This window comes from Ruegeria sp. BE10 (assembly GCF_056538905.1).
In genome coordinates this window covers 1-20,264 of the sequence record NZ_JBQFTX010000002.1, presented here as the reverse complement: position 1 = coordinate 20,264, position 20,264 = coordinate 1, and the positions used below count along the sequence as shown (strand labels likewise).

17 protein-coding genes and 1 tRNA gene are annotated in these 20,264 nt (G+C 57.5%); 12 read left to right on the top strand and 6 right to left on the bottom strand.

The genetic code is table 11. The annotated features are described in order from the left end of the window. Window position 1: 1 nt before the first annotated feature. Window positions 2-718 (bottom strand): RlmE family RNA methyltransferase, encoded by a 717-nt coding sequence (locus ACR0M2_RS05450; RefSeq protein ID WP_480704228.1) that lies wholly within the window; start codon window positions 716-718, stop codon window positions 2-4. Further along, window positions 718-1,830, bottom strand: coding sequence for a Ppx/GppA phosphatase family protein (locus ACR0M2_RS05445; RefSeq protein WP_170358558.1), 1,113 nt, complete (start codon window positions 1,828-1,830; stop codon window positions 718-720). The genes ACR0M2_RS05450 and ACR0M2_RS05445 overlap by 1 nt, the downstream gene beginning before the upstream one ends. Before the next feature lie 241 nt (window positions 1,831-2,071). Between ACR0M2_RS05445 and ACR0M2_RS05440 the strand changes: the two genes are divergently transcribed. The 5 genes from ACR0M2_RS05440 to ACR0M2_RS05420 all read left to right on the top strand — a co-directional run bounded on the left by ACR0M2_RS05440 (window position 2,072) and on the right by ACR0M2_RS05420 (window position 5,492). Beyond that, window positions 2,072-2,368, top strand: coding sequence for a virulence factor (locus ACR0M2_RS05440; RefSeq protein ID WP_170324990.1), 297 nt, complete (start codon window positions 2,072-2,074; stop codon window positions 2,366-2,368). A 26-nt stretch (window positions 2,369-2,394) separates the two neighbouring features. Beyond that, window positions 2,395-3,321, top strand: a complete 927-nt coding sequence (locus ACR0M2_RS05435; RefSeq protein ID WP_170409947.1) for a methylenetetrahydrofolate reductase — start codon at window positions 2,395-2,397, stop codon at window positions 3,319-3,321. A 9-nt stretch (window positions 3,322-3,330) separates the two neighbouring features. Continuing rightward, window positions 3,331-4,395: a methyltetrahydrofolate cobalamin methyltransferase gene (locus tag ACR0M2_RS05430; RefSeq protein WP_170348771.1), complete on the top strand. Its 1,065-nt coding sequence runs from the start codon at window positions 3,331-3,333 to the stop codon at window positions 4,393-4,395. 130 nt (window positions 4,396-4,525) lie between these two features. Next, a complete protein-coding gene (locus ACR0M2_RS05425) occupies window positions 4,526-5,353 on the top strand; it encodes a polyphosphate kinase 2 family protein (protein WP_480704226.1) in 828 nt (275 codons plus the stop codon). A gap of 65 nt (window positions 5,354-5,418) precedes the next feature. After that, a tRNA-Gly gene (locus ACR0M2_RS05420) sits at window positions 5,419-5,492 on the top strand. A gap of 1 nt (window position 5,493) precedes the next feature. Here the strand turns inward: ACR0M2_RS05420 and ACR0M2_RS05415 are convergent. Beyond that, on the bottom strand, window positions 5,494-6,351 hold the full coding sequence (locus tag ACR0M2_RS05415) for a class I SAM-dependent methyltransferase (RefSeq protein ID WP_480704225.1): 858 nt from the start codon (window positions 6,349-6,351) through the stop codon (window positions 5,494-5,496). A gap of 24 nt (window positions 6,352-6,375) precedes the next feature. Next, the gene (locus tag ACR0M2_RS05410) at window positions 6,376-8,421 is read right to left on the bottom strand and encodes an ASKHA domain-containing protein (protein ID WP_480704224.1); all 2,046 of its coding nucleotides are present in this window, start codon (window positions 8,419-8,421) and stop codon (window positions 6,376-6,378) included. A 217-nt stretch (window positions 8,422-8,638) separates the two neighbouring features. On the opposite strand from ACR0M2_RS05410, the gene guaB reads away from it, so the two are divergent. The 3 genes from guaB (at window position 8,639) to ACR0M2_RS05395 (ending at window position 13,736) form a co-directional block, all read left to right on the top strand. Then, window positions 8,639-10,087, top strand: a complete 1,449-nt coding sequence (gene guaB / locus ACR0M2_RS05405; protein WP_170348767.1) for an IMP dehydrogenase — start codon at window positions 8,639-8,641, stop codon at window positions 10,085-10,087. Between the two features lie 95 nt (window positions 10,088-10,182). Then, window positions 10,183-11,340, top strand: coding sequence for an RsmB/NOP family class I SAM-dependent RNA methyltransferase (locus tag ACR0M2_RS05400; RefSeq protein WP_480704223.1), 1,158 nt, complete (start codon window positions 10,183-10,185; stop codon window positions 11,338-11,340). Between the two features lie 104 nt (window positions 11,341-11,444). After that, entirely contained in the window at window positions 11,445-13,736 is a 2,292-nt protein-coding gene (locus tag ACR0M2_RS05395) for a hybrid sensor histidine kinase/response regulator (protein WP_480704222.1), read from the top strand. 5 nt (window positions 13,737-13,741) lie between these two features. Here ACR0M2_RS05395 and ACR0M2_RS05390 read toward each other — a convergent pair whose 3' ends face one another. Beyond that, window positions 13,742-14,335 carry a sulfotransferase family 2 domain-containing protein gene (locus ACR0M2_RS05390; RefSeq protein WP_480704221.1) on the bottom strand — a complete coding sequence of 198 codons (594 nt, stop codon included), beginning with the start codon at window positions 14,333-14,335 and terminating at the stop codon, window positions 13,742-13,744. Between the two features lie 192 nt (window positions 14,336-14,527). Between ACR0M2_RS05390 and recA the strand changes: the two genes are divergently transcribed. The 4 genes from recA to ACR0M2_RS05370 all read left to right on the top strand — a co-directional run bounded on the left by recA (window position 14,528) and on the right by ACR0M2_RS05370 (window position 19,718). After that, window positions 14,528-15,595 carry a recombinase RecA gene (recA, locus tag ACR0M2_RS05385; protein WP_170358541.1) on the top strand — a complete coding sequence of 356 codons (1,068 nt, stop codon included), beginning with the start codon at window positions 14,528-14,530 and terminating at the stop codon, window positions 15,593-15,595. Window positions 15,596-15,775: 180 nt separating this feature from the next. After that, complete coding sequence (gene alaS, locus ACR0M2_RS05380; RefSeq protein WP_480704220.1) at window positions 15,776-18,448, top strand: alanine--tRNA ligase; 2,673 nt, start codon at window positions 15,776-15,778, stop codon at window positions 18,446-18,448. Between the two features lies 1 nt (window position 18,449). After that, on the top strand, window positions 18,450-18,737 hold the full coding sequence (locus ACR0M2_RS05375) for a DUF1330 domain-containing protein (RefSeq protein ID WP_170348761.1): 288 nt from the start codon (window positions 18,450-18,452) through the stop codon (window positions 18,735-18,737). 357 nt (window positions 18,738-19,094) lie between these two features. After that, window positions 19,095-19,718 carry a transglutaminase-like cysteine peptidase gene (locus tag ACR0M2_RS05370; protein ID WP_170548971.1) on the top strand — a complete coding sequence of 208 codons (624 nt, stop codon included), beginning with the start codon at window positions 19,095-19,097 and terminating at the stop codon, window positions 19,716-19,718. Between the two features lie 136 nt (window positions 19,719-19,854). On the opposite strand, the gene ACR0M2_RS05365 is transcribed toward ACR0M2_RS05370, so the two are convergent. Further along, on the bottom strand, window positions 19,855-20,264 hold a 410-nt coding region (locus ACR0M2_RS05365; RefSeq protein ID WP_480704219.1), incomplete at its 5' end, for a hypothetical protein.

Below are 20,264 nucleotides of genomic sequence, written 5' to 3'. Positions count from 1 at the left end.
GTCAGCCGCGGAATCCCGTGGCGACAACAAATTTCTCGGAACTGTCAGACCGTGACGCAGGGGGCTTTACGTTTGCCACCTTTTCGAACTTTTGCTTCAACAGCTTTTGCAGATCGCCCTCGGCCCCCCCGGCCAAAACCTTGGCGACAAACGTGCCGCCTTCTTCCAGCACGTCGAAGGCAAAATAGGCCGCGGTTTCGCACAGGGCCATGATCCGTAGGTGATCGGTTTGCTTGTGCCCGGACGACGACGCCGCCATATCGGACATCACGACATCTGCCTTGCCGCCCAGCCATGCTTTGACCTTTTCGTCGGCATCATCTTCCATGAAGTCCAGCACATGTGCGTCGGCACCAGCGACCGGTTCAACCTCTTGTAAGTCGACGCCCAGAACGGTCCCAATCCGTTTGCCAGCTCGCTCGCCCAGCGCATTGACGCGTTTAACGGCTACCTGCAGCCAGCCACCGGGCGCACAACCCAGATCGACCACGCGCGCACCGGGAACGAGAAAGCGGAACTTGTCATCCAGTTCCAAAATCTTATAGGCCGCACGTCCGCGATAGCCATCCGCTTGCGCGCGCTTCACATACGGGTCGTTCAACTGCCGCTCAAGCCAACGGGTCGAGCTGAGCTTGCGCCCGCGCGCAGTCTTGACCTTGACCTTCAGGTCGCGCTGTCCGCGGCCCGAGTTGTTTTTGCCACTTGGTGTCTTCGCCATTAGAACGGTCCGTCTTCCAATACACCGTCCGCACTCATCTGCGCATAAAGCAGGCCTTCGCGCAGCCCACGATCCGCCACGGAAAGGCGGTCAGTGGGCCAGCAGCGAAGCAATGCCTGCAAAATGGCTGAGCCGGACATGATCAGGGCCTGCCGGTCATCGCCGATACGCGGATCTCGCCGCCGCCCCAGTGGGCCGAGTTCTAAGTATCCCCGTATGACTTTGTCAATCTGATCGCTGGTCATGCGCAAACCGTCCACTTTGGTCCGGTCATAACGCTTTAGCCCCAGATGCGAGGCGGCCACGGTCGTTACCGTGCCGCTAGTACCGACAATCTGAAACCCTTCGCGGGCCTGTTCGTCCTTGTAAGGGGCAAAATCGGCCAGGTTTTCTTCAAAAAACCAGCTCATCAGCGCGAAACGAGCCGAGTCGTCTTCGACATCATTGAATTGGTCACGCAGAGTGGCCACCCCCAACGGAACGCTGATCCAATCCACCACTTTTGCTGCCGGGAAAGGGCTATCGGCTGTATGAAACCCGTGGTGCAGCCGCATAATCGCCGCCGGACGGTCCCGACGCGGTACGGAAGAGACGTCGATCCACACCAACTCGGTCGAACCGCCGCCGATATCTACGACCAATAGCTGTTCGGTCTTGGTCGATACCAGCGGCGCGCACGAGATCACGGCCAGGCGGGCCTCTTCCTCGGGCTGGATGATTTCCAGAGTCAGGCCTGTCTCGCGTTTTACCTGCCGGATGAAGTCGCGTGAATTCTTGGCGCGCCGACAGGCCTCGGTCGCGACCAGGCGCATCCGTTTGACCTTGTTTCGCTTCAGTTTCTGCTGACAGATGCGCAGTGCCTGAATGGTGCGCGCCATCGACGACCGAGACAGCCGTCCGGTCCGTTCCAGCCCCGCGCCCAGTTGCACGGATTTGGAAAAGCTGTCTACCACATGAAACCCGCTACCCTTGGGTTGGGCTATCAACATGCGGCAGCTATTTGTTCCCAGATCCAGCGCCGCATATAACGCATCTGGATCGGGTCTTGCCGGCGCGGGGCTTTCGACCGCCTTGGGGAACGCGCCCGCACCTTTGGGACGCTTGGGCGCCATCTTCAACGCCCTCCGATTTTCGAGTTACCCCGACCATAGGTCGGCCAAATGTTTCGTGCAAGACGCTCATTAAAGTGATGAGTATTTTGATGTGCGCATTTGCGCGAGAATTGAGTACAAGCGCCGTATCCTGTGGGGGACAAAAACGTCGTTTGAAAGACTGCTTGTGTCGAAAATCGACCGACTTTGACCCATATAGAAGTCTAGAACCGATCCATCTGGTTAGGAGGAATCAACGGCAATGCCTGACGTCACCATCGTATACTGGCGCGATATTCCCGCCCAAGTCATCGTCGGCAAAGGCCGTCGTGGCGCAAAGCGGCAGTTGGAGGAGCGGTTCGAACAAGCCATCGACCGGGCTGCGATGAAAGTGAACGCCAAGGACAGCGATGCCTATCTGGCCGAGTGGCGCAAGGCCGAACCCTTTGCTGTCGAGGGCGACCCGTCTGAGATTGCCGAGGCCGAGGCCGTGCGTTTGGAAACGGAATACGATCAGGACCGCATCAAGGCTCTGATCGCCAATGACGGTTGGGCATGAGCCCAAAATCTATATGGGAGGCCGCAATGGCTTTGCTGAACTTCAAGAAACGTGATGCGGTCGAAAACGGCCCTGTGAATCCGACCGTCGAAGCCTTTTTGCAAGGCTATTCGATCGAGGTGATGCCGCGCACCGCCGAAAAGGTCGAAGATTTCCGCGCGCTGTTGCCCGAAGGCACCCGCGTCTACATCGCCCATATTGAGGGCACGCCCATCGAAGATATGGTCAAGACCGCCAAGCGGATCGCCGACGAAGGTTATCCCGTGATGCCCCATTTCCCGGCGCGGATCATCAAGGATGCGGCCACGTTGGAAAACTGGATCTCGATGTATCAGGGCGAAGCGGGCGTTGATCAAGCGCTGTTGCTGGCCGGTGGTGTCGCCAATCCGCACGGTGATTTCGACAGCTCGATGCAACTGCTGGAATCCGGCCTGTTCGACAAGGCAGGCTTCAAGCGTCTGCACGTGGCGGGCCACCCCGAGGGCAACAAGGACATCGACCCGGACGGCTCGACCAAGAATGTCGACGACGCGCTGCGTTGGAAACAGAAATTCTCGGAAACAACCGATGCGGAAATGGCTCTGGCAACCCAGTTTGCCTTTGACGCCAAGCCGATCATCGCATGGGCCGACAGCCTGAAAGAAGCCGGCATCGACCTGCCGATCCATATCGGCATCGCGGGCCCGGCCAAGCTGCAGACCTTGATCAAATTCGCCATCGCCTGCGGTGTTGGCCCGTCGCTGAAGGTTCTGCAAAAGCGCGCCATGGATGTCTCGAAGCTCTTGCTGCCGTATGAACCGACCGATGTTGTGACTGAGCTGGCCAACCACAAAGCGGCCAACCCGGATTTCAACATCACCAACGTACACTTCTTCCCGCTTGGCGGCATCAAGACCAACGCCAACTGGGCGATCAATAACGGCGGCGCTTCGGCAAAGCCTGCAAACGCTTAAGGAACGGACATGACCCGTACAGTCGTAGAATCAAAAACAAAAACAGCCGTCCTGGGATTTGACGAACCGTTTTGCGTCATCGGTGAGCGGATCAACCCGACCGGTCGTAAAAAGCTGGCTGCAGAGCTGGAAGCGGGCGATTTCTCAACCGTTGAGAAAGACGCCATCGCACAGGTCGCCGCAGGGGCCACCGTGTTGGATATCAACGCAGGCGTTGTCTACAACTCGAACCCCAACCCGAACGAGACCGAGCCGCCGCTGATGCGCAAGATTGTCGAGCTGGTACAGGGGCTGGTCGATGTGCCGCTGTGCGTTGACTCCTCAGTTCCCGGCGCTTTGGAAGCGGGTTTGGAAGCCGCGGAAGGTCGTCCACTGCTGAACTCGGTCACGGGCGAAGAAGAGCGGTTGGAAATGGTTCTGCCGCTGGTCAAAAAGTACAACGTTCCAGTCGTTGCGATCTCGAACGACGATACCGGTATTTCCGAAGATCCCGATGTGCGGTTCGAGGTTGCCAAAAAGATCGTCGAGCGTGCCGCTGATTTCGGCATCCCGGCCCATGACATCGTCGTTGACCCGCTGGTTATGCCTATCGGTGCGATGGCAACCGCAGGCCAGCAGGTGTTCGCTCTGGTCCGTCGCCTGCGCGAAGAACTGGGCGTGAACACCACTTGCGGTGCGTCCAACATCTCGTTCGGTCTGCCGAACCGTCACGGCATCAATAACGCGTTCCTGCCGATGGCAATGGGCGCTGGCATGACCTCGGCGATTATGAACCCGGTCGCCTTGCCGGTGACGCAGAAAAAGATTGCCGAGAAGAAAGAGGCCGTCACAGCCGCTGGCATCATCTTGCCCGAAGGCATGGATGACGAGGCTTTCGTCCAGATGTTTGGTCTGGGTTCGACCAAGCCGCGCGCTGGTAAAGAGATGGAGGCCATTCGTGCCGCCAACCTGCTGACCAACAACGACCCGCATGGCGGTGAGTGGATCAGATTCAACAAAGCGCCGGACGAAGCTGGGGCCGCAGGCGCTGCTGGTGGCCGTCGCGGTGGTGGTCGTCGTCGCCGCGCGTCCTGAACCGGACACCAAATACAGTGAAAAGGCTGGGCCTCGCGCCCAGCCTTTTTCGTTTTTGATACCAATCAAGGCTAAGGCGAGGGTGGCGGGTCAGACTGATTGGGACAGATGACGAAGGACCTGCGCAATCATGACCCGACATCACCCCCCAAAGCTCGCCGAAGCGGACTTGAACCTGAAATTGGGCAAGCAGAGCTATTTCAAGAAACTGGCCGAGTTGCAGGCGCAGTTGGCGCTGATCCAACAGGCGTTTCTGTTTCACGGAACCAAGGGCGTGCTGATCTTTGAAGGATGGGATGCGGCAGGCAAGGGCGGCACGATCCGACGGATCAGTCAGGCTCTGGATCCGCGCAGTTTCAAAGTGTGGCCGATTGGGGCGCCCCGAAACTATTATCTGAACCGTCACTACCTATTGCGGTTTTGGGAGAGGTTGCCACCTCAAGGCGCGATCTCTGCTTTTGATCGCAGTTGGTATGGCCGGGTGCTGGTCGAACGGATCGAGAAGTTCACCCCGGAAGAGCGCTGGCGCGCAGCCTATCGCGAGATCAACGATTTCGAACGCATGCTGGTGGATGACGGCACCCGCATCGTAAAGCTGTTCTTTCACATTTCTCAGCAAGAACAGATGGAGCGGTTCACCGAACGCCTACGCAACCCGATGAAGCGGTGGAAACTGACCTATGAGGACTTTCGCAATCGCGAACGATGGGCCGAAGCAGAAGTTGCCGTAGATGAAATGTTGGCCCGTACCTCAACCGATGTCGCGCCATGGTATGTGATCCCTGCCAACAACAAGAAATATGCAAGAATCAAAGCAATGCAGGCAATTGTTGACGCGTTTTCGAAAGATATCGACCTGAACCCGCAGCATCTGGATCAGCGCACGCTGGATGCGGCATGCGAGGTGCTGGATGTGGATCAATCCCTGATCGACGACCTGCGTGCCCGGACCGAGTAAAATGGGAGCAGAGATGGAAAGACGCTTGCGGTTAATCAATCGCTGGTGCTATTCAGCGCCACGCGGCGGGTATGATGTAATGGTAGCCTGTCAGCTTCCCAAGCTGAACGCGCGGGTTCGATTCCCGCTACCCGCTCCAATCACTCAGATTTTCGCGCCTGAAACAGGTTGATCAAAGCTGGGATTTCGACCGTGTTTTCAGACGCATACGGTTGAAATGCCTTTGTAATTCCTTGTTGGATATTCAATACGTCCCCGGCATCCCCTTCAAAATAGGCGATCAGACGGGCCGCCGGACCGATACGTGTACACAAGGTTGCGCAATCCTCGATCGTTCCGCGAATGCGCAGTAAGACAGGTACTTGTTCGACACGAATATCGGTCAGGCCAGCCTGGTCCAGTAGGCCAGAGACCCGTTCGTGGTCATGAAAGGCCAATGGGCCGGGGGCGTTTCGATCCATTACAGGTGGGTTGCCCAGTCGGGCACATGCGATGATATGCGGTGTCTTGAACCAGGGATTTCCGTCTAATGGTCCCCAAGCGGCAAAGGTCATCTGACCATCCGGCTTCAACGCACGTGCCATGTTGGCAAAGGCAGCGACCGTGTCTTCAAAAAACATCACCCCAAAACGCGAGATCATTGCGTCGCGGTCTGCCTCGACAAACCGGTGGGTCTGAGCATCGGCATGTTGGAGGTCGATGTTTAACAATCCTTTTTCGATGGCCCGTTGCCCCGCGCGGTCCAGAAATGGCTGCGAGAAGTCCGCCGCCAGTACGTGACCGCTTTCGCCTACGAACTCTGCCGCCCTGACGCTGCTTGCACCGGTGCCGCAGCCGATATCCAGCACCCGCATGCCGGGTTGTAGCCCGGCTCGGTCTAGGACTAGATCAAGAACCGGTGCCAACATTTCATCCATCTGCTCTTCAAAGGTGAGCCAATTGGCGCCAGAGGGAGAATTGCTCCAGAATTCGGCCTGTTCTTCGTTCGCTGCTTGCATGATCGCCTCCCTCAGGTGACGCGACTATGACCGGCGTCGGCGTCGGCGACCAGACTTTTCATCGGCCCCTCCGGCCGAGTTGAAGGTTGGTGAGGGCAGGGTGACTACCTGCGACAGCTCCGGGAACGGATCGGTTTTGTGCGGGATAGCGTTTGCGGCGACGAAATGATCCTGGAACTTGGGTTCAATTGCGGTTTCAACCTTGGTGATCTCGCGCACGACGCGCTCGATTTCCGACCGGGCGGTGATGTTGCACAGCGCAATCCGCGCACCGGTGCCCGCCGCATTGCCCGCGCTTGAGACCTTGTCCAGCGGCGCGTCGGGGATCATGCCCAGAACCATCGCGTGTTTGGTCGAAATATGCGCACCGAAGGCTCCGGCCAGTACCACGCGATCCACTTTATCGACCTCCATGACATCCATCAGTAGGCGCGCACCGGCATAAAGCGCGGATTTGGCCAGCTGGATGGCACGGATATCGCCTTGGGTCACGGTTATGCGCGGGCCGCCCTCGGCGCTGGCGTCATGGATCAGGTAGGCTTGGGTGCGGCCTTCGGGCACGCAGCGCGTGGTGCCAGTTTGCTCGGCCGACCCGATTAGACCGCTTTCATCCAGCAACCCGGCGATGCGCATTTCAGCGACCGCCTCGATGATGCCCGAACCACAGATGCCGGTGATACCGGTGGTGGCAACGTCCTGATCGAAGCCATCTTCGTCAGACCATTTCTCGGAACCAATAATGCGGAAGCGGGGTTCCTTGGTAACGGGGTCGATCTCGATCCTTTCAATGGCTCCGGGGGCGGCCCTTTGGCCGGAACTGATCTGCGCGCCCTCGAATGCAGGACCCGTGGGCGATGAACAAGCCAGAACGCGGCTGGTGTTGCCCAGCAGAATCTCGGCGTTGGTGCCGACATCGACGATCAGAACGAGGTCTTCGGATTTTCCGGGCTCCTCGGACAGGGCAACGGCGGCACAGTCGGCGCCGACATGACCCGCGATGCAGGGCAGGATATAGACCTGCGCGCGTGGGTTCATTTTCGTCAGGTCCATCTCACGCGCGGGCAGAGACATGCTTTCCGACGTGGCCAGAGCAAACGGCGCCTGACCAAGTTCAACCGGGTCCAGCCCCAGCAGTAGATGGTGCATGACCGGGTTGCAGACGAATACGGTTTCGACGATCAGGTCCGCGTCAATCCCGGCCTCTTCGGCAATCGAGGTGGACAGGTCATTGATCGCCTCGCGCACGGCTTTTGTCATTTCCTGATCGCCGCCGGGGTTCATCATCGAATATGACACGCGGCTCATCAGATCTTCGCCAAAGCGGATCTGTGGATTCATCAGACCCGATGATGCCTTGACCTCACCTGTTTCCAGATCGGTCAGGTGGGCGGCAATGGTGGTTGAGCCAAGGTCAATAGCCAGCCCATACAACCCGCTTTCATGCAGGCCGGGCCAGATTTCAATGACCTTCGCGACCGAATCCTTGTGCCCTTTGTGAACAGCAACGGTAACTTCCCATTTACCTTTGCGCAGAACGGGCTGCAGCTTGGACATCAGCGACAGATCGGCTGTGACGGCATCGATGTGCCACTGTTCGCGCAAGGCACGCTCCAGCCGCTCCAGATCGCCGGTGGGTGAGTGCATATCGGGCTCTTCCACCACCACAAAATACAGCCGGGTTGCCGGGTCCATGGTGATGGCGCGCGCGGTGGCAGCCTTGCGGACGACCTGCCGGTGTACCTGGCTTTCAGGTGGTACGTCGATCACGATGTCGCCCTGAACCGTCGCCTGACAGCCCAGACGACGACCGGTTTTCAACCCGCGCTTGTCGTCGTAACGCTGTTCGACCGCGTTCCATTCGCTCAGCGCGTCGTCGGATACAGTCACGCCGTGCTTGGGAAACTCTCCATAGCTGGGCGTGATCTGGCATTTCGAACAGATCCCGCGCCCGCCACAGACCGAATCCAGGTCGACGCCCAACTGCCGGGCAGCGGTCAGAACCGGGGTGCCGACGGGGAAATGCCCGCGTTTGCCCGAGGGGGTAAAGACAACAAGGGGATCGGTGGTCATATCTGGCCTGCCTTTTTGTATTCGCGCGTTTGCCGGCAAGATATGGGTTTGTGCGCAAAGGGAAAGGGCATTCCGCGGCACGTTTTGGATAATGAACGTCGTTTTTTACTGTGGTAGCGGCTTGCGGGGGAAAACTAGTTTAGGTCAGGGGCTTTTCCTTGGGATGAATCCATGTAATAGGGTCACCGCCAAACGGGCTTTTGCATGAGGTTAGCAGATGCAGATTCGTGAGGCACTTACCTTTGACGACGTACTCTTGGTTCCGGGGGCATCGACGGTGCTGCCTGCGACGGCGGACACGACCACGCGCGTGACCCGTGAGATTACCATGAACATCCCGCTGCTCAGCTCGGCCATGGACACGGTGACCGAGGCGCGCATGGCCATTGCCATGGCTCAGGCCGGTGGCATTGGCGTTATTCATAAGAACCTGACAACCGAAGAACAGGCCCGCGAAGTGCGGCGGGTCAAGCGGTTTGAATCCGGCATTGTGTATAACCCGGTGACCCTGCGCGCGGATCAGACGCTGGCAGATGCGCAGGCGCTGGTGCAGCGTTACAACTTTACTGGTTTTCCGGTGATTGATGACCAAGGTCGCGTCGTTGGTATCGTGACAAACCGTGACATGCGTTTTGCGACCTCGGATGATACGCCGATCAAGGCGATGATGACCTCGGACAATCTGGCGATGCTGAAAGAGCCCGCCGATCTGGAAGAGGCCAAAAGCCTGATGCGAGCCCGTCGGATCGAAAAGCTGCTGGTGGTCGATGGCGAGGGCAAGCTGACCGGCCTGCTGACGTTGAAGGACACCGAACAAGCGGTGCTGAATCCAACGGCCTGCAAGGACCGCCTGGGCCGTTTGCGTGTGGCTGCGGCGACCTCGGTCGGGGATGCCGGGTTTGAACGGTCTGAGCAACTGGTGGATTCCGGTGTCGACATCATCGTGGTCGATACCGCGCATGGTCATTCGCAAGGGGTTCTGGACGCAGTGAAGCGTGTCAAGACGCTGTCAAATGAGGTTCAGATCATTGCGGGTAACGTGGCAACGGGTGAAGCGACCAAGGCACTTATCGATGCCGGCGCGGATGCGATCAAGGTTGGTATCGGGCCGGGGTCGATCTGCACCACGCGGATGGTTGCCGGGGTCGGGGTGCCTCAGCTGACAGCGATCATGGATTGCGCTTCGGCCGCCGGAGATGTTCCGGTGATTGCGGATGGTGGCATCAAATTCTCGGGCGATTTCGCCAAGGCGATTGCGGCGGGCGCATCCTGTGCGATGGTCGGCTCGATGATCGCGGGCACCGATGAAAGCCCGGGAGAAGTGATCCTGTATCAGGGCCGTTCATTCAAATCCTATCGCGGCATGGGCAGCCTGGGCGCGATGGCGCGCGGCTCGGCAGATCGGTATTTCCAGAAGGATGCGGCCAACGACAAACTGGTGCCCGAAGGGATCGAAGGGCAGGTGCCTTACAAAGGGTCGGCCAGCGCGGTGGTCCACCAATTGGTTGGCGGTTTGCGCGCGGCGATGGGCTATACCGGTTGTGCGACAGTTGAAGAAATGCGCAAGAACTGCAATTTCGTCAAAATCACTGGTGCAGGCCTGAAAGAAAGCCACGTGCATGACGTGCAGATCACCCGTGAAAGCCCGAACTACCGGGTGATGTAATTGTATCCAATGCGTAATGCGGCGTCCGGATCAGGGCGCCGTTTTGCATTTTCAGCGCATCTTTACGCGCCAAGACAACAGCATCGGAAAACACTATGACCCCGGCCGCTCGTATTCAGGCATCGATTGAAATCCTTGACCAGATTCTGTCGGGTATGCCCGTCGAGAAGTCTCTGACCAACTGGGCGCGACGCAGCCGGTTTGCCGGGTCCAAGGATCGTGCTGCGGTTCGTGATCATGTGTTTGATGCGTTGCGGTGTCAGCGGTCCTATGCGGCGCTGGGTGGTGCTGACACTGGCCGAGGTTTGATGATCGGTGCGCTTCGCGCCTCTGGCGAACGGCCGGAGGATTTGTTCACAGGCGCCCGTCACGCGCCCGCGGTTTTATCTGAGTGTGAGGTCAGGCGTGATTTTCGTTCGGATGCCGAGTCTTTGGACATTCCCGAATGGCTCTGGCCCAGATTTCAGTCCTCGCTGGGGGATCAGGCGGTTGCCGTCGCGCGGGCGCTGCAACACCGCGCGCCGGTGCATCTGCGTGTTAATCTTGTCAAAACGGATGTAGCTTTCGCAAGCAAATCGCTAGCAGCTGAAGACATAACAGCCGCCCCGCATCCAACTTGCGAAACAGCCTTGGAAGTGACCCAAGGCGCGCGCAAGATCGCCCAAAGCCGGACCTATGCAACGGGGTTGGTCGAACTTCAGGACGCCGCCAGTCAGGCCGTTGTGGCCGCTTTGAATCTGCGCCCGGGGATGCGGGTTCTGGACTATTGCACAGGTGGGGGTGGTAAGTCGTTGGCCCTGGCCGCGCATCAGGGGGTCGAGGTGTTTGCGCATGATGTAAACGCAGGCCGGATGCGCGACCTGCCTGCGCGCGCGGAACGTGCGGGGGCGCGGATTCAGATCGTGTCCACGGACCAACTCGAACAGCAAAAGCCGTTTGATGTCATTCTCGCGGATGCGCCATGTTCGGGCAGCGGGTCGTGGCGACGTGCTCCTGCGGGCAAGTGGGCGCTAACCGAAAGTCGCTTGCAGGAGCTTACCGGAATTCAATCGACCATTCTGGATAAGTTATCGACAATGGTCGCGCCGGGCGGTGTCTTGGCCTATGCGACGTGTTCCATGTTGGAGGATGAAAACGGCGCTGTCGTCGCCTCCTTTCTGCGCGCCAATCCAGAGTGGTCCGAGGCATTTCGCAAAACGTGGCTTGTTTCGCACGGAGCTGATGGTTTCTTCACTGCACACTTGACGCGATAGTGCGTCAGAGCATAGCAACTTTAGGGAGAGTATCCGGTTTCGCTTAATCGGACATTAACCTTATTTGGGCTGACTACGCCAAAGCCTATCGACTTGAGTTGTTTATGACTGACACTACGGAAGTATTCGCCGATCCGTCTGACCACAAAACCCCATCCGGCCTGCGACTTGCCTCTTTGGTTGTCATCGGTGCGCTTCTAAGCCTGACGCCGGTTTTAGGGCTGTTGCCCGACGTTTGGCATACAGGCTTCATGGTTGCGGGCGTATCCCTTCTGGCCGCTTCGTTTCTGGTGGTTCTTCGGGGGAAGATCACGGACTATTTGGCGCAGCAGGCGGTGAAAACCATGGCCGTTTTCGCAGAGCAAGATCTGTTTCCCTGCGTGATTGCGAACGCCCAAGGCGAAATTCTGGCCGCCAACCCTGAGGCACGCGCGCAGTTTCAGGCCTTTGCAGGCAGTCGGTTAGAGCAATGCCTGAAATCCCTGTTCGCGAACCCTCCGGCTATTTTGCTTCGACTGCAGTCATCGGCTGAAATTTATGGCAAAGCCCGAGAAGACATTGTGACCGTAGGGTCAACGATCCCGGTTTCAGTGTTCAACGTTGGTCAGGGTCGGTTTTGCTGGCGTTTTCATCTGGATACGCCAGGACAGTGGGACGAGGTCAACATCCCGGTTCTGACCGAGGGGCGCAACGGCACTTTGCTGCGGGTGAATGATGCAGCGGCGCATATGCTGGGGCAGAGGCCGGACGCGCTGAACGAAGTGCTCACGAGCGATTCTCTTACGCAGGGTGAAATTGTACAGGTTCAGACAACAAGGGGTGCGGTTTCAGCCATTGTATGCGAACTCGGCTGGTCCGGCACTGTGCGAAACCTGCTTGTGTTGCCTGTGGCGCAGGACCGGCAAGCCAGCAGTGGTACATCCTTTGCCGATTTGCCAGTGCCGATTATGCGCCTTGCCCCCGATGGTCGTATTCTCGAGGCGAACCGGCTGGCGGTAAAGTTGATCGGCGATATCGAGCCCGACGAAACCAATGTCGATCAGATCATGCAAGGGCTGGGGCATCCAATCTTGGATTGGTTGGGGCGGACCGCCTCACAAGAACCCACGATGCGGTCCGAGTTTCTGCGTCTGACTCGCCAGGACAAAGAGATTTTTGTTCAGGTCACCTTAAACCGTGTGGTGAACAACGGGCAGGTCTGCCTGATTGCGGTGTTGAATGACGCTACTGAACTCAAAACGCTTGAGGCACAGTTCGTGCAGGGTCAGAAAATGCAGGCGGTGGGCCAGTTGGCCGGTGGCGTAGCCCATGATTTCAACAATTTGCTGACAGCCATTTCCGGGCATTGCGACCTGCTGCTCTTGCGGCACGACCAAAATGACCCGAATTACGGCGATCTGGTTCAGATCAACCAGAATGCCAACAGGGCTGCGGCTCTGGTCAGTCAGCTGCTGGCGTTTTCGCGCAAACAAACCTTGCAGCCCGAGGTGCTGGACCTGCGCGATACGATCTCGGATCTGATCCACCTGCTGAACCGGTTGGTGGGCGAAAAAGTGCGTCTGATACTCAGCCATGATCCGGTTCTGAAACCCGTCCGGGCGGACAAAAGGCAGCTAGAGCAGGTGCTGATGAACCTAGTTGTGAACGCGCGCGACGCCATGCCGGATGGCGGCGAGATTCGGATTGAGACCGAGGTGGTCGTGCTGAGCCAACCCTTCACACGCGACCGTGCCACGGTTCAGCCGGGGGAATACGTGACCGTCAAGGTAATCGACAGCGGCACTGGTATCCCGGCAGACAAGCTGCAAAAGGTATTTGAGCCGTTCTATACGACCAAGCGCACTGGCGAAGGTACGGGGTTGGGCTTGTCCACGGTCTATGGAATCGTCAAGCAAACGGGCGGGTTCATTTTTGTCGACAGCCTTCCGGGACATGGAACTGAGTTCATTGTCTACCTTCCGGTGTCCGCCGCGCCTCAGGAAGTTCAGCAAGAGGCGTTGCCCGCGGTCGAAACGCAAAGCGCTCGGCAGGGCGAGGGTGTTGTGCTGTTGGTTGAAGACGAAGCCCCTGTGCGTGCCTTTGCAACACGCGCATTAAGGTTGAAGGGCTACACCGTTCTTGAGGCCGGGTCGGCAGAAGAGGCACTGCGCTTGCTTGAGGACGGGGCGTTGAATGTCGATGTTTTTGTCACCGATGTGGTCATGCCCGGGATGGATGGGCCAACCTGGGTGCGTCAGGCGATGAAAACGCGTCCGGATGTACGGGTGATCTTCATGTCTGGCTATACCGAAGGGGCCTTTGGTGATTCCGTGCCGGAAATCGCGCATTCGGCCTTCTTGCCGAAACCATTCTCATTGAATGAGCTGACCGAAGCGGTGTTTCAACAGATTAACTGACCAAATCAAAGTGCAGCGTCGTGGCATATGAACTCGGCGTCGTGGCATTTTCGAAATTTTCGCTCGGTTTCAGGTGACAGGGCAAGCTCACGTCGGGGTGAGACATTTTCCTGCTGCAGGTTAATCTGCATGTTCAGACGATCCTGAAGGAAGTTCAAAATCTTATCCTGATTTTCGTATTTGAAGACATGGCTTGCACCAAAACCGTTGCTTCGGGTGCGGAAAAACTGACTTTGGCTGCCCACATCCGCGAAATCGGGGCGCGGAGATTTCATATAGGCCTGCACAAAATCGTCAAAGGATATGTCACGAGTTGAATGTGGATGCCCGACCCGGTCATAGCGGCTGCGGAAACGGTACCAACTGCCCAGCCAGTCGATCGGTTCGCGTACGACGGCCATGATCTCCATTTCGGTGTCGTACATCTTTCGAAAAATGTTCTGAAAAAAGCGGTCATAGCGCCGCACAGGAGCGTGTTTCAGATCCGGTGGACCGGTTACGACAAAATCGGCGCGCTCGCGCAGGGCTGAGTGATAGGCCGTGCTGCCGGTCTTTGGAACAGCCAGAAACGCAAGGCGTTCCTTATAGAAAACAAGCATTTATTTGCCTTTTGCCGATCTTTGTTACGGGTGCAGATTGGCGTAAACGACTCTTTAACACAATTGCCCAACAGTAAGCATTGTAAGTTTTGGTTGAAATGTTCTCTTTTTGGTCCCATAAGGAACAAGAGGCGAACAAAGCAGCGATTGCCGCCCGTTCAAGGGTGTGACAAAAGGGAAGGCGACAGGACAATGGCGGATCTTCTGACGATGAGCGACAAGAAAAACGCAGACAAGCAAAAGGCGCTCGACAGCGCGCTGGCCCAGATCGAACGCCAGTTCGGCAAGGGCTCGATCATGAAGCTGGGCGAGGATTCCAAGCAGGACATCGAGGCCAGCTCGACCGGCTCTCTGGGTCTGGATATTGCTCTGGGGATTGGCGGCCTACCGATGGGCCGGATCGTTGAAATTTACGGGCCAGAAAGCTCTGGTAAGACGACGCTGACATTGCACTGCATTGCCGAACAGCAAAAGCGTGGTGGTGTTTGCGCCTTTGTTGACGCGGAACATGCGCTGGACCCGCAATATGCGCGCAAGCTGGGCGTCGATCTGGATGAGTTGCTAATCTCACAGCCCGACACCGGCGAACAGGCGCTAGAGATTACCGATACGTTGGTGCGCTCGGGTGCGGTGAACATGGTTGTCGTCGACTCTGTTGCGGCTTTGACGCCGAAATCCGAGTTGGAAGGCGACATGGGTGACAGCAATGTCGGCGTTCAAGCCCGTTTGATGAGCCAGGCGATGCGTAAACTGACCGGTTCAATCAGCCGCTCGAATTGTATGGTCATCTTCATCAACCAGATTCGGATGAAAATCGGTGTGATGTTCGGCAGCCCGGAAACCACGACCGGTGGTAACGCGCTGAAATTCTACAGCTCGGTCCGCCTGGATATCCGCCGCATCGGTGCAATCAAGGATCGCGATGAGGTTGTGGGCAACCAGACCCGCGTCAAAGTGGTCAAGAACAAGGTGGCGCCGCCCTTCAAGCAGGTGGAATTCGACATCATGTATGGCGAAGGCATCAGCAAGATGGGTGAACTGCTGGATCTGGGCGTCAAGGCTGGCGTGGTCGAAAAGTCGGGCTCGTGGTTCAGCTATGGCGACGAACGGATCGGGCAGGGGCGAGAGAATGCCAAGCAATACCTGCGCGACAACAGCCGCGCCGCGCTTGAGATTGAAGACAAGATTCGCGCAGCACACGGCCTGGATTTCGACATGCCGCCCGGCGCGACTGAGGATGATGATATCCTCGAGGCATAAACGCTCGCTGACGGGAACGGAAAAAATTCCGCGTCACACAGCCAGTGCTTAGAAAATCCGAAACAAGGCGGTCCATCGGGGTCGCCTTGTTTCGTTCTGCGAGTCCAACGCTGTGGACTATCCGCAGGGACAGGGATAAACCCGTTTTGACACAATATGATTGCGCGCCGAGAGAGCCTTATGCCCACGCTGAATGATATCCGATCAACCTTTCTGAACTACTTTGACAAGCAGGGGCACGAAGTGGTGCCGTCCAGCCCTCTGGTCCCGCGCAACGACCCAACCTTGATGTTCGTGAACTCGGGGATGGTGCAGTTCAAAAACCTGTTTACCGGTGTGGAAACCCGCGACTATCAGCGTGCGACCACCGCTCAGAAATGTGTGCGCGCGGGCGGCAAGCACAACGATCTGGACAATGTGGGCTATACCGCACGGCACCACACGTTCTTTGAAATGCTGGGGAATTTCTCGTTCGGTGATTATTTCAAACCCGAGGCAATCCCGTTTGCCTGGGAGTTGATCACTAAGGAATTCGGTGTCGACAAGAACCGCCTGCTGACCACTGTCTATCACACCGATGATGAGGCGTTTGAAATCTGGAAGAAGGTTGGTGTGCCAGAAGACCGGATCATCCGTATCGCCACCAATGACAACTTCTGGCAGATGGGCCCCACCGGCCCGTGCGGTCCGTGTACCGAGATTTTCTATGATCATGGCGATCACATATGGGGTGGCCCTCCCGGATCAGCCGAGGAAGACGGCGACCGGTTCATTGAAATCTGGAACATCGTTTTCATGCAGAACGAGCAGTTCGAAGACGGCTCGATGGTCGAACTCGACATGCAGTCGATCGACACCGGCATGGGGCTGGAGCGGATTGGGGCGCTGCTGCAAGGAAGCCATGACAACTATGACACCGATCTGTTCAAAACCCTGATCGAGGCGTCGGCGGATGCCACGGGCGTTGATCCTTATGGTGATCAGAACGTGCATCACCGGGTGATTGCAGATCACCTGCGTTCGACGTCGTTCCTGATCGCAGATGGCGTGATGCCGTCGAATGACGGGCGAGGCTACGTTCTGCGGCGGATCATGCGCCGCGCCATGCGTCACGCGCATTTGCTGGGCGCGAAAGACCCGGTCATGCACCGGTTGGTGCCCGCGCTGGTGCAACTGATGGGCGCGCAATATACCGAGCTTGGTCAGGCGCAAGCTCTGATCGAAGAGACGCTGCTGCTGGAAGAAACCCGCTTTAAACAGACGCTGGATCGCGGTCTTAAGCTGTTGGATGATGAGGTCTCTGGCCTGCCTGAAGGCAGTGCATTGTCTGGTGAAGCGGCGTTCAAGCTGTATGACACTTACGGTTTCCCACTGGATTTAACGCAAGATGCATTGCGTGAAAAAGGCCGGACTGTGGATACGGACGGGTTCGATGCGGCCATGGCCGAGCAAAAAGCCAAGGCCCGCGCCGCTTGGGCCGGGTCCGGTGAGTCAGCGGATCAGGCCGTTTGGTTTGACGTTCTGGATGCAGCGGGCTCCACCGATTTTCTGGGTTACGACACCGAAAAAGCCGAAGGGCAGGTGGCAGCTCTGGTGGTTGATGGCGCTTTGGTCGACAAGATTGAAAAGGGCGGCTCGGGATGGGTTGTCGTGAACCAGACGCCTTTCTATGGCGAAGCTGGTGGTCAGGTTGGGGACACAGGGGAAATTCGGCGTCTTGAGAACCTGCAAGACGTGGCGCAGGTCGAAGACACGCGCAAGTTTGCAGAAGGTAAGGTTTATGCGCATCGGGTCACGGTAAGTCAGGGTACTTTGTCTAAGGGCGATGCTGTTGAGCTTGAGGTTGATCATGCCCGTCGAACAGCGATCCGGGCCAACCATTCGGCCACGCACTTGCTGCACGAGGCGCTCCGCGAAACGCTGGGTGATCACGTGGCACAGCGCGGTTCGCTGAATGCCTCAGACCGGCTGCGTTTCGATTTCAGCCATTCCAAGGCGCTCAGCCACGATGAGATTCAAAAGATTGAACGTGAGGTGAATGAATTCATCCGCCAGAACTCGACTGTTGAAACACGGGTCATGACGCCCGACGATGCGCGCGAACTAGGTGCGCAGGCGCTGTTTGGTGAGAAATACGGTGACGAAGTCCGGGTTGTGTCGATGGGCAAAGCTCAGACAGGCAAGGGTCATGACGGCGACACATGGTCCATCGAACTGTGTGGGGGCACGCATGTGCGTCAGACCGGTGATATCGGCACGTTTGTTGTACTGGGTGACAGTGCCAGCAGTGCCGGTGTGCGCCGGATCGAGGCGCTGACTGGGGATGAGGCATTTCGGCATCTGTCCGCACAAGATCAGCGGCTGGGTCAGATTGCTTCGGAATTGAAAGCGCAGCCGGATGATGTGGTCACCCGGGTCAAGTCTCTGCTGGATGAACGCAAAGCTTTGCAAAACGAGGTTGCTCAGTTGCGCCGTGATCTGGCGATGGCCGGTGGTGCAGGGCAGGGCGGCGGAGCCGAAGCACGTGACGTGAACGGTGTGCCTTTCCTGGCGCAGGCGCTGAGCGGAGTTTCCGGCAAGGATCTACCTGCATTGATTGACGAACACAAAAGCCGTCTGGGCTCGGGCGCGGTGCTGTTGATTGCGGATGCCGGTGGCAAGGCTGCCGTGGCTGCTGGTGTAACATCGGACCTGACCGACAAGGTTTCAGCCGTTGATTTGGTACGGGCTGCAGTGGTCGAACTGGGTGGCAAGGGTGGCGGCGGACGCCCGGACATGGCGCAGGGCGGTGGCCGGGATGCGTCAAATTCAGAAGCGGCAATCAAAGCCGCAGAACAAGTTTTGGGAGGATAAAATGCCGGCACTTTGGATTGCCCACGTGACCGTGACAGACAACGAGGCCTATGGCAAATATGCTGAACTGGCAGGGCCGGCGCTTGCCAAGCACGGGGGCTCGTTCATCGCACGTGCTGGACGGTATGTGCAGCTTGAAGGGAAAGAGCGCCCACGCAATGTTGTTGCCCGTTTCCCCTCGGTCGAGGCCGCAGTGGAATGCTACAATTCACCCGAATATCAACAGGCGCTGGACCATGCACGCGGGGCTAGTGAACGTGAATTGTTGATTGTCGAGACCACTGAATAAAGCTCGACCGCCAAAGATTGGCCAACTTCTGGTTGTGTAAGCGGAATTCAGCCAATGGATGAGCCAGGCAACTTGATGAGTCGTCTGGCTTTTTTGACATCGCAATATTTCTATATATTACAGTTATTTGCCTTCAATAACTTGCGCTAAGTTAACCTTACGTAACTTTTGGATTGTGGCCGAGCCCTCACAATTCTTGCCTGAAATGGTCAAAATGCGGAACGAATTTCCGCCTCTTTTTCCTTGCAACTTCACCTCAGATTGCGCAAACGACCCCGTCTACTGATAGTTAAGCTAAACGATCTACGGTCCTGTTTGTCCGCAATTGCGAGGATGAATAATGGTCGAGGAACAGGCATGAAGCTGTTGAGCAATGAACTCAGAGATGTATCTGCACGGTTGACTTCATCAATTGGTCGACTGGTTGCTGTATCCGCATTGGCGTTAGGAACTTTGGGTGTTGGCACCGATGCACAAGCAACCGAGGGACGCTTTATACAGATTGCAGCCGTGTCGCCGCCGCCGTCAGGCGCTCGGCAATTGTGCCGTCAATACAGTTGGGCGTGTTCGACCAAAGCAACTGTGTCCATGTCCAGCCAGAAAGAGATGCAGATTATTCAGCGCGTAAATCGTCAAGTGAATGCGACGACACGCGCGGTAACAGATCGGTCGCAATATCGGACCGCGGAAAGATGGGCCTTGCCGACCTCTCGTGGTGGAGATTGCGAAGATTTTGCGCTGCTTAAGAAACGCGATTTAATTCGGGCGGGGGTTGATCCCAGTAAATTGCTGATCGCGACTGTGTTAGATGCAAGGCGCAATTCACATGCCGTGCTTGTCTATCGCTCGGCAGCCGGGGACTTGGTTTTGGACAACCTAACCAATCAAATCAAACCGTGGGCCGCCACGCAATATCTGTTCCTTCGCATGCAAAACCCCAGGAAACCCAGCGGTTGGGTCGGCGTTTACGGTCGTAGCTGAGACTTTTTCCATTTCCCCTCGGGCTTGAGGGAAAAAAGGGCGGCCCTGAGGTCGCCCTTTGTGCATTCCATAGGTTTTAGCTTGGTCTGACCATTCAATCCGAATCTAAGGACGCAAGTCAGATGCAGCTGTTCGGTTAAAACGTTCCACCACTGCCGGGGCCGCCAGCGTTTCCACCAGAAGCGCCGCCTGTGCTGCCGCCATTACCGTTGCCGCCGCCGCCACCACCTTGGCCGTTATTGCTGCCGCCATTGCCGGTGCCCGGTCCTGAACCACCGTTGTTGCCGCCGCCATTACCGCTGTTTCCGGCGTTCCCGTTCCCATTGCCCGGGCCACCATTATTGCCGCCGTTGCCACTGCCGCCATCGGTGCCGCCGCCATTGCTGCCGCCGTTCCCGGAACCGCCACCGCCATTGCCGCTACCGCCACCTTGGCCATTATTGCTGCCGCCATTACCGGTGCCCGGTCCTGAACCACCGTTGTTGCCGCCGCCATTACCGCTGTTTCCGGCGTTCCCGTTCCCATTGCCCGGGCCACCATTATTGC

Excerpts from the sequence above, each read along its gene's own strand:
- ACR0M2_RS05425 (WP_480704226.1), top strand. The coding sequence starts at position 4,526 with ATGACCCGACATCACCCCCCAAAGCTCGCCGAAGCGGACTTGAACCTG.
- ACR0M2_RS05370 (WP_170548971.1), top strand. The coding sequence starts at position 19,095 with ATGAAGCTGTTGAGCAATGAACTCAGAGATGTATCTGCACGGTTGACT.
- ACR0M2_RS05375 (WP_170348761.1), top strand. The coding sequence starts at position 18,450 with ATGCCGGCACTTTGGATTGCCCACGTGACCGTGACAGACAACGAGGCC.
- ACR0M2_RS05415 (WP_480704225.1), bottom strand. The coding sequence starts at position 6,351 with ATGCAAGCAGCGAACGAAGAACAGGCCGAATTCTGGAGCAATTCTCCC.
- guaB (WP_170348767.1), top strand. The coding sequence starts at position 8,639 with ATGCAGATTCGTGAGGCACTTACCTTTGACGACGTACTCTTGGTTCCG.
- alaS (WP_480704220.1), top strand. The coding sequence starts at position 15,776 with ATGCCCACGCTGAATGATATCCGATCAACCTTTCTGAACTACTTTGAC.
- ACR0M2_RS05450 (WP_480704228.1), bottom strand. The coding sequence starts at position 718 with ATGGCGAAGACACCAAGTGGCAAAAACAACTCGGGCCGCGGACAGCGC.
- ACR0M2_RS05445 (WP_170358558.1), bottom strand. The coding sequence starts at position 1,830 with ATGGCGCCCAAGCGTCCCAAAGGTGCGGGCGCGTTCCCCAAGGCGGTC.
- ACR0M2_RS05430 (WP_170348771.1), top strand. The coding sequence starts at position 3,331 with ATGACCCGTACAGTCGTAGAATCAAAAACAAAAACAGCCGTCCTGGGA.
- recA (WP_170358541.1), top strand. The coding sequence starts at position 14,528 with ATGGCGGATCTTCTGACGATGAGCGACAAGAAAAACGCAGACAAGCAA.
- ACR0M2_RS05440 (WP_170324990.1), top strand. The coding sequence starts at position 2,072 with ATGCCTGACGTCACCATCGTATACTGGCGCGATATTCCCGCCCAAGTC.
- ACR0M2_RS05410 (WP_480704224.1), bottom strand. The coding sequence starts at position 8,421 with ATGACCACCGATCCCCTTGTTGTCTTTACCCCCTCGGGCAAACGCGGG.
- ACR0M2_RS05435 (WP_170409947.1), top strand. The coding sequence starts at position 2,395 with ATGGCTTTGCTGAACTTCAAGAAACGTGATGCGGTCGAAAACGGCCCT.
- ACR0M2_RS05400 (WP_480704223.1), top strand. The coding sequence starts at position 10,183 with ATGACCCCGGCCGCTCGTATTCAGGCATCGATTGAAATCCTTGACCAG.
- ACR0M2_RS05395 (WP_480704222.1), top strand. The coding sequence starts at position 11,445 with ATGACTGACACTACGGAAGTATTCGCCGATCCGTCTGACCACAAAACC.
- ACR0M2_RS05390 (WP_480704221.1), bottom strand. The coding sequence starts at position 14,335 with ATGCTTGTTTTCTATAAGGAACGCCTTGCGTTTCTGGCTGTTCCAAAG.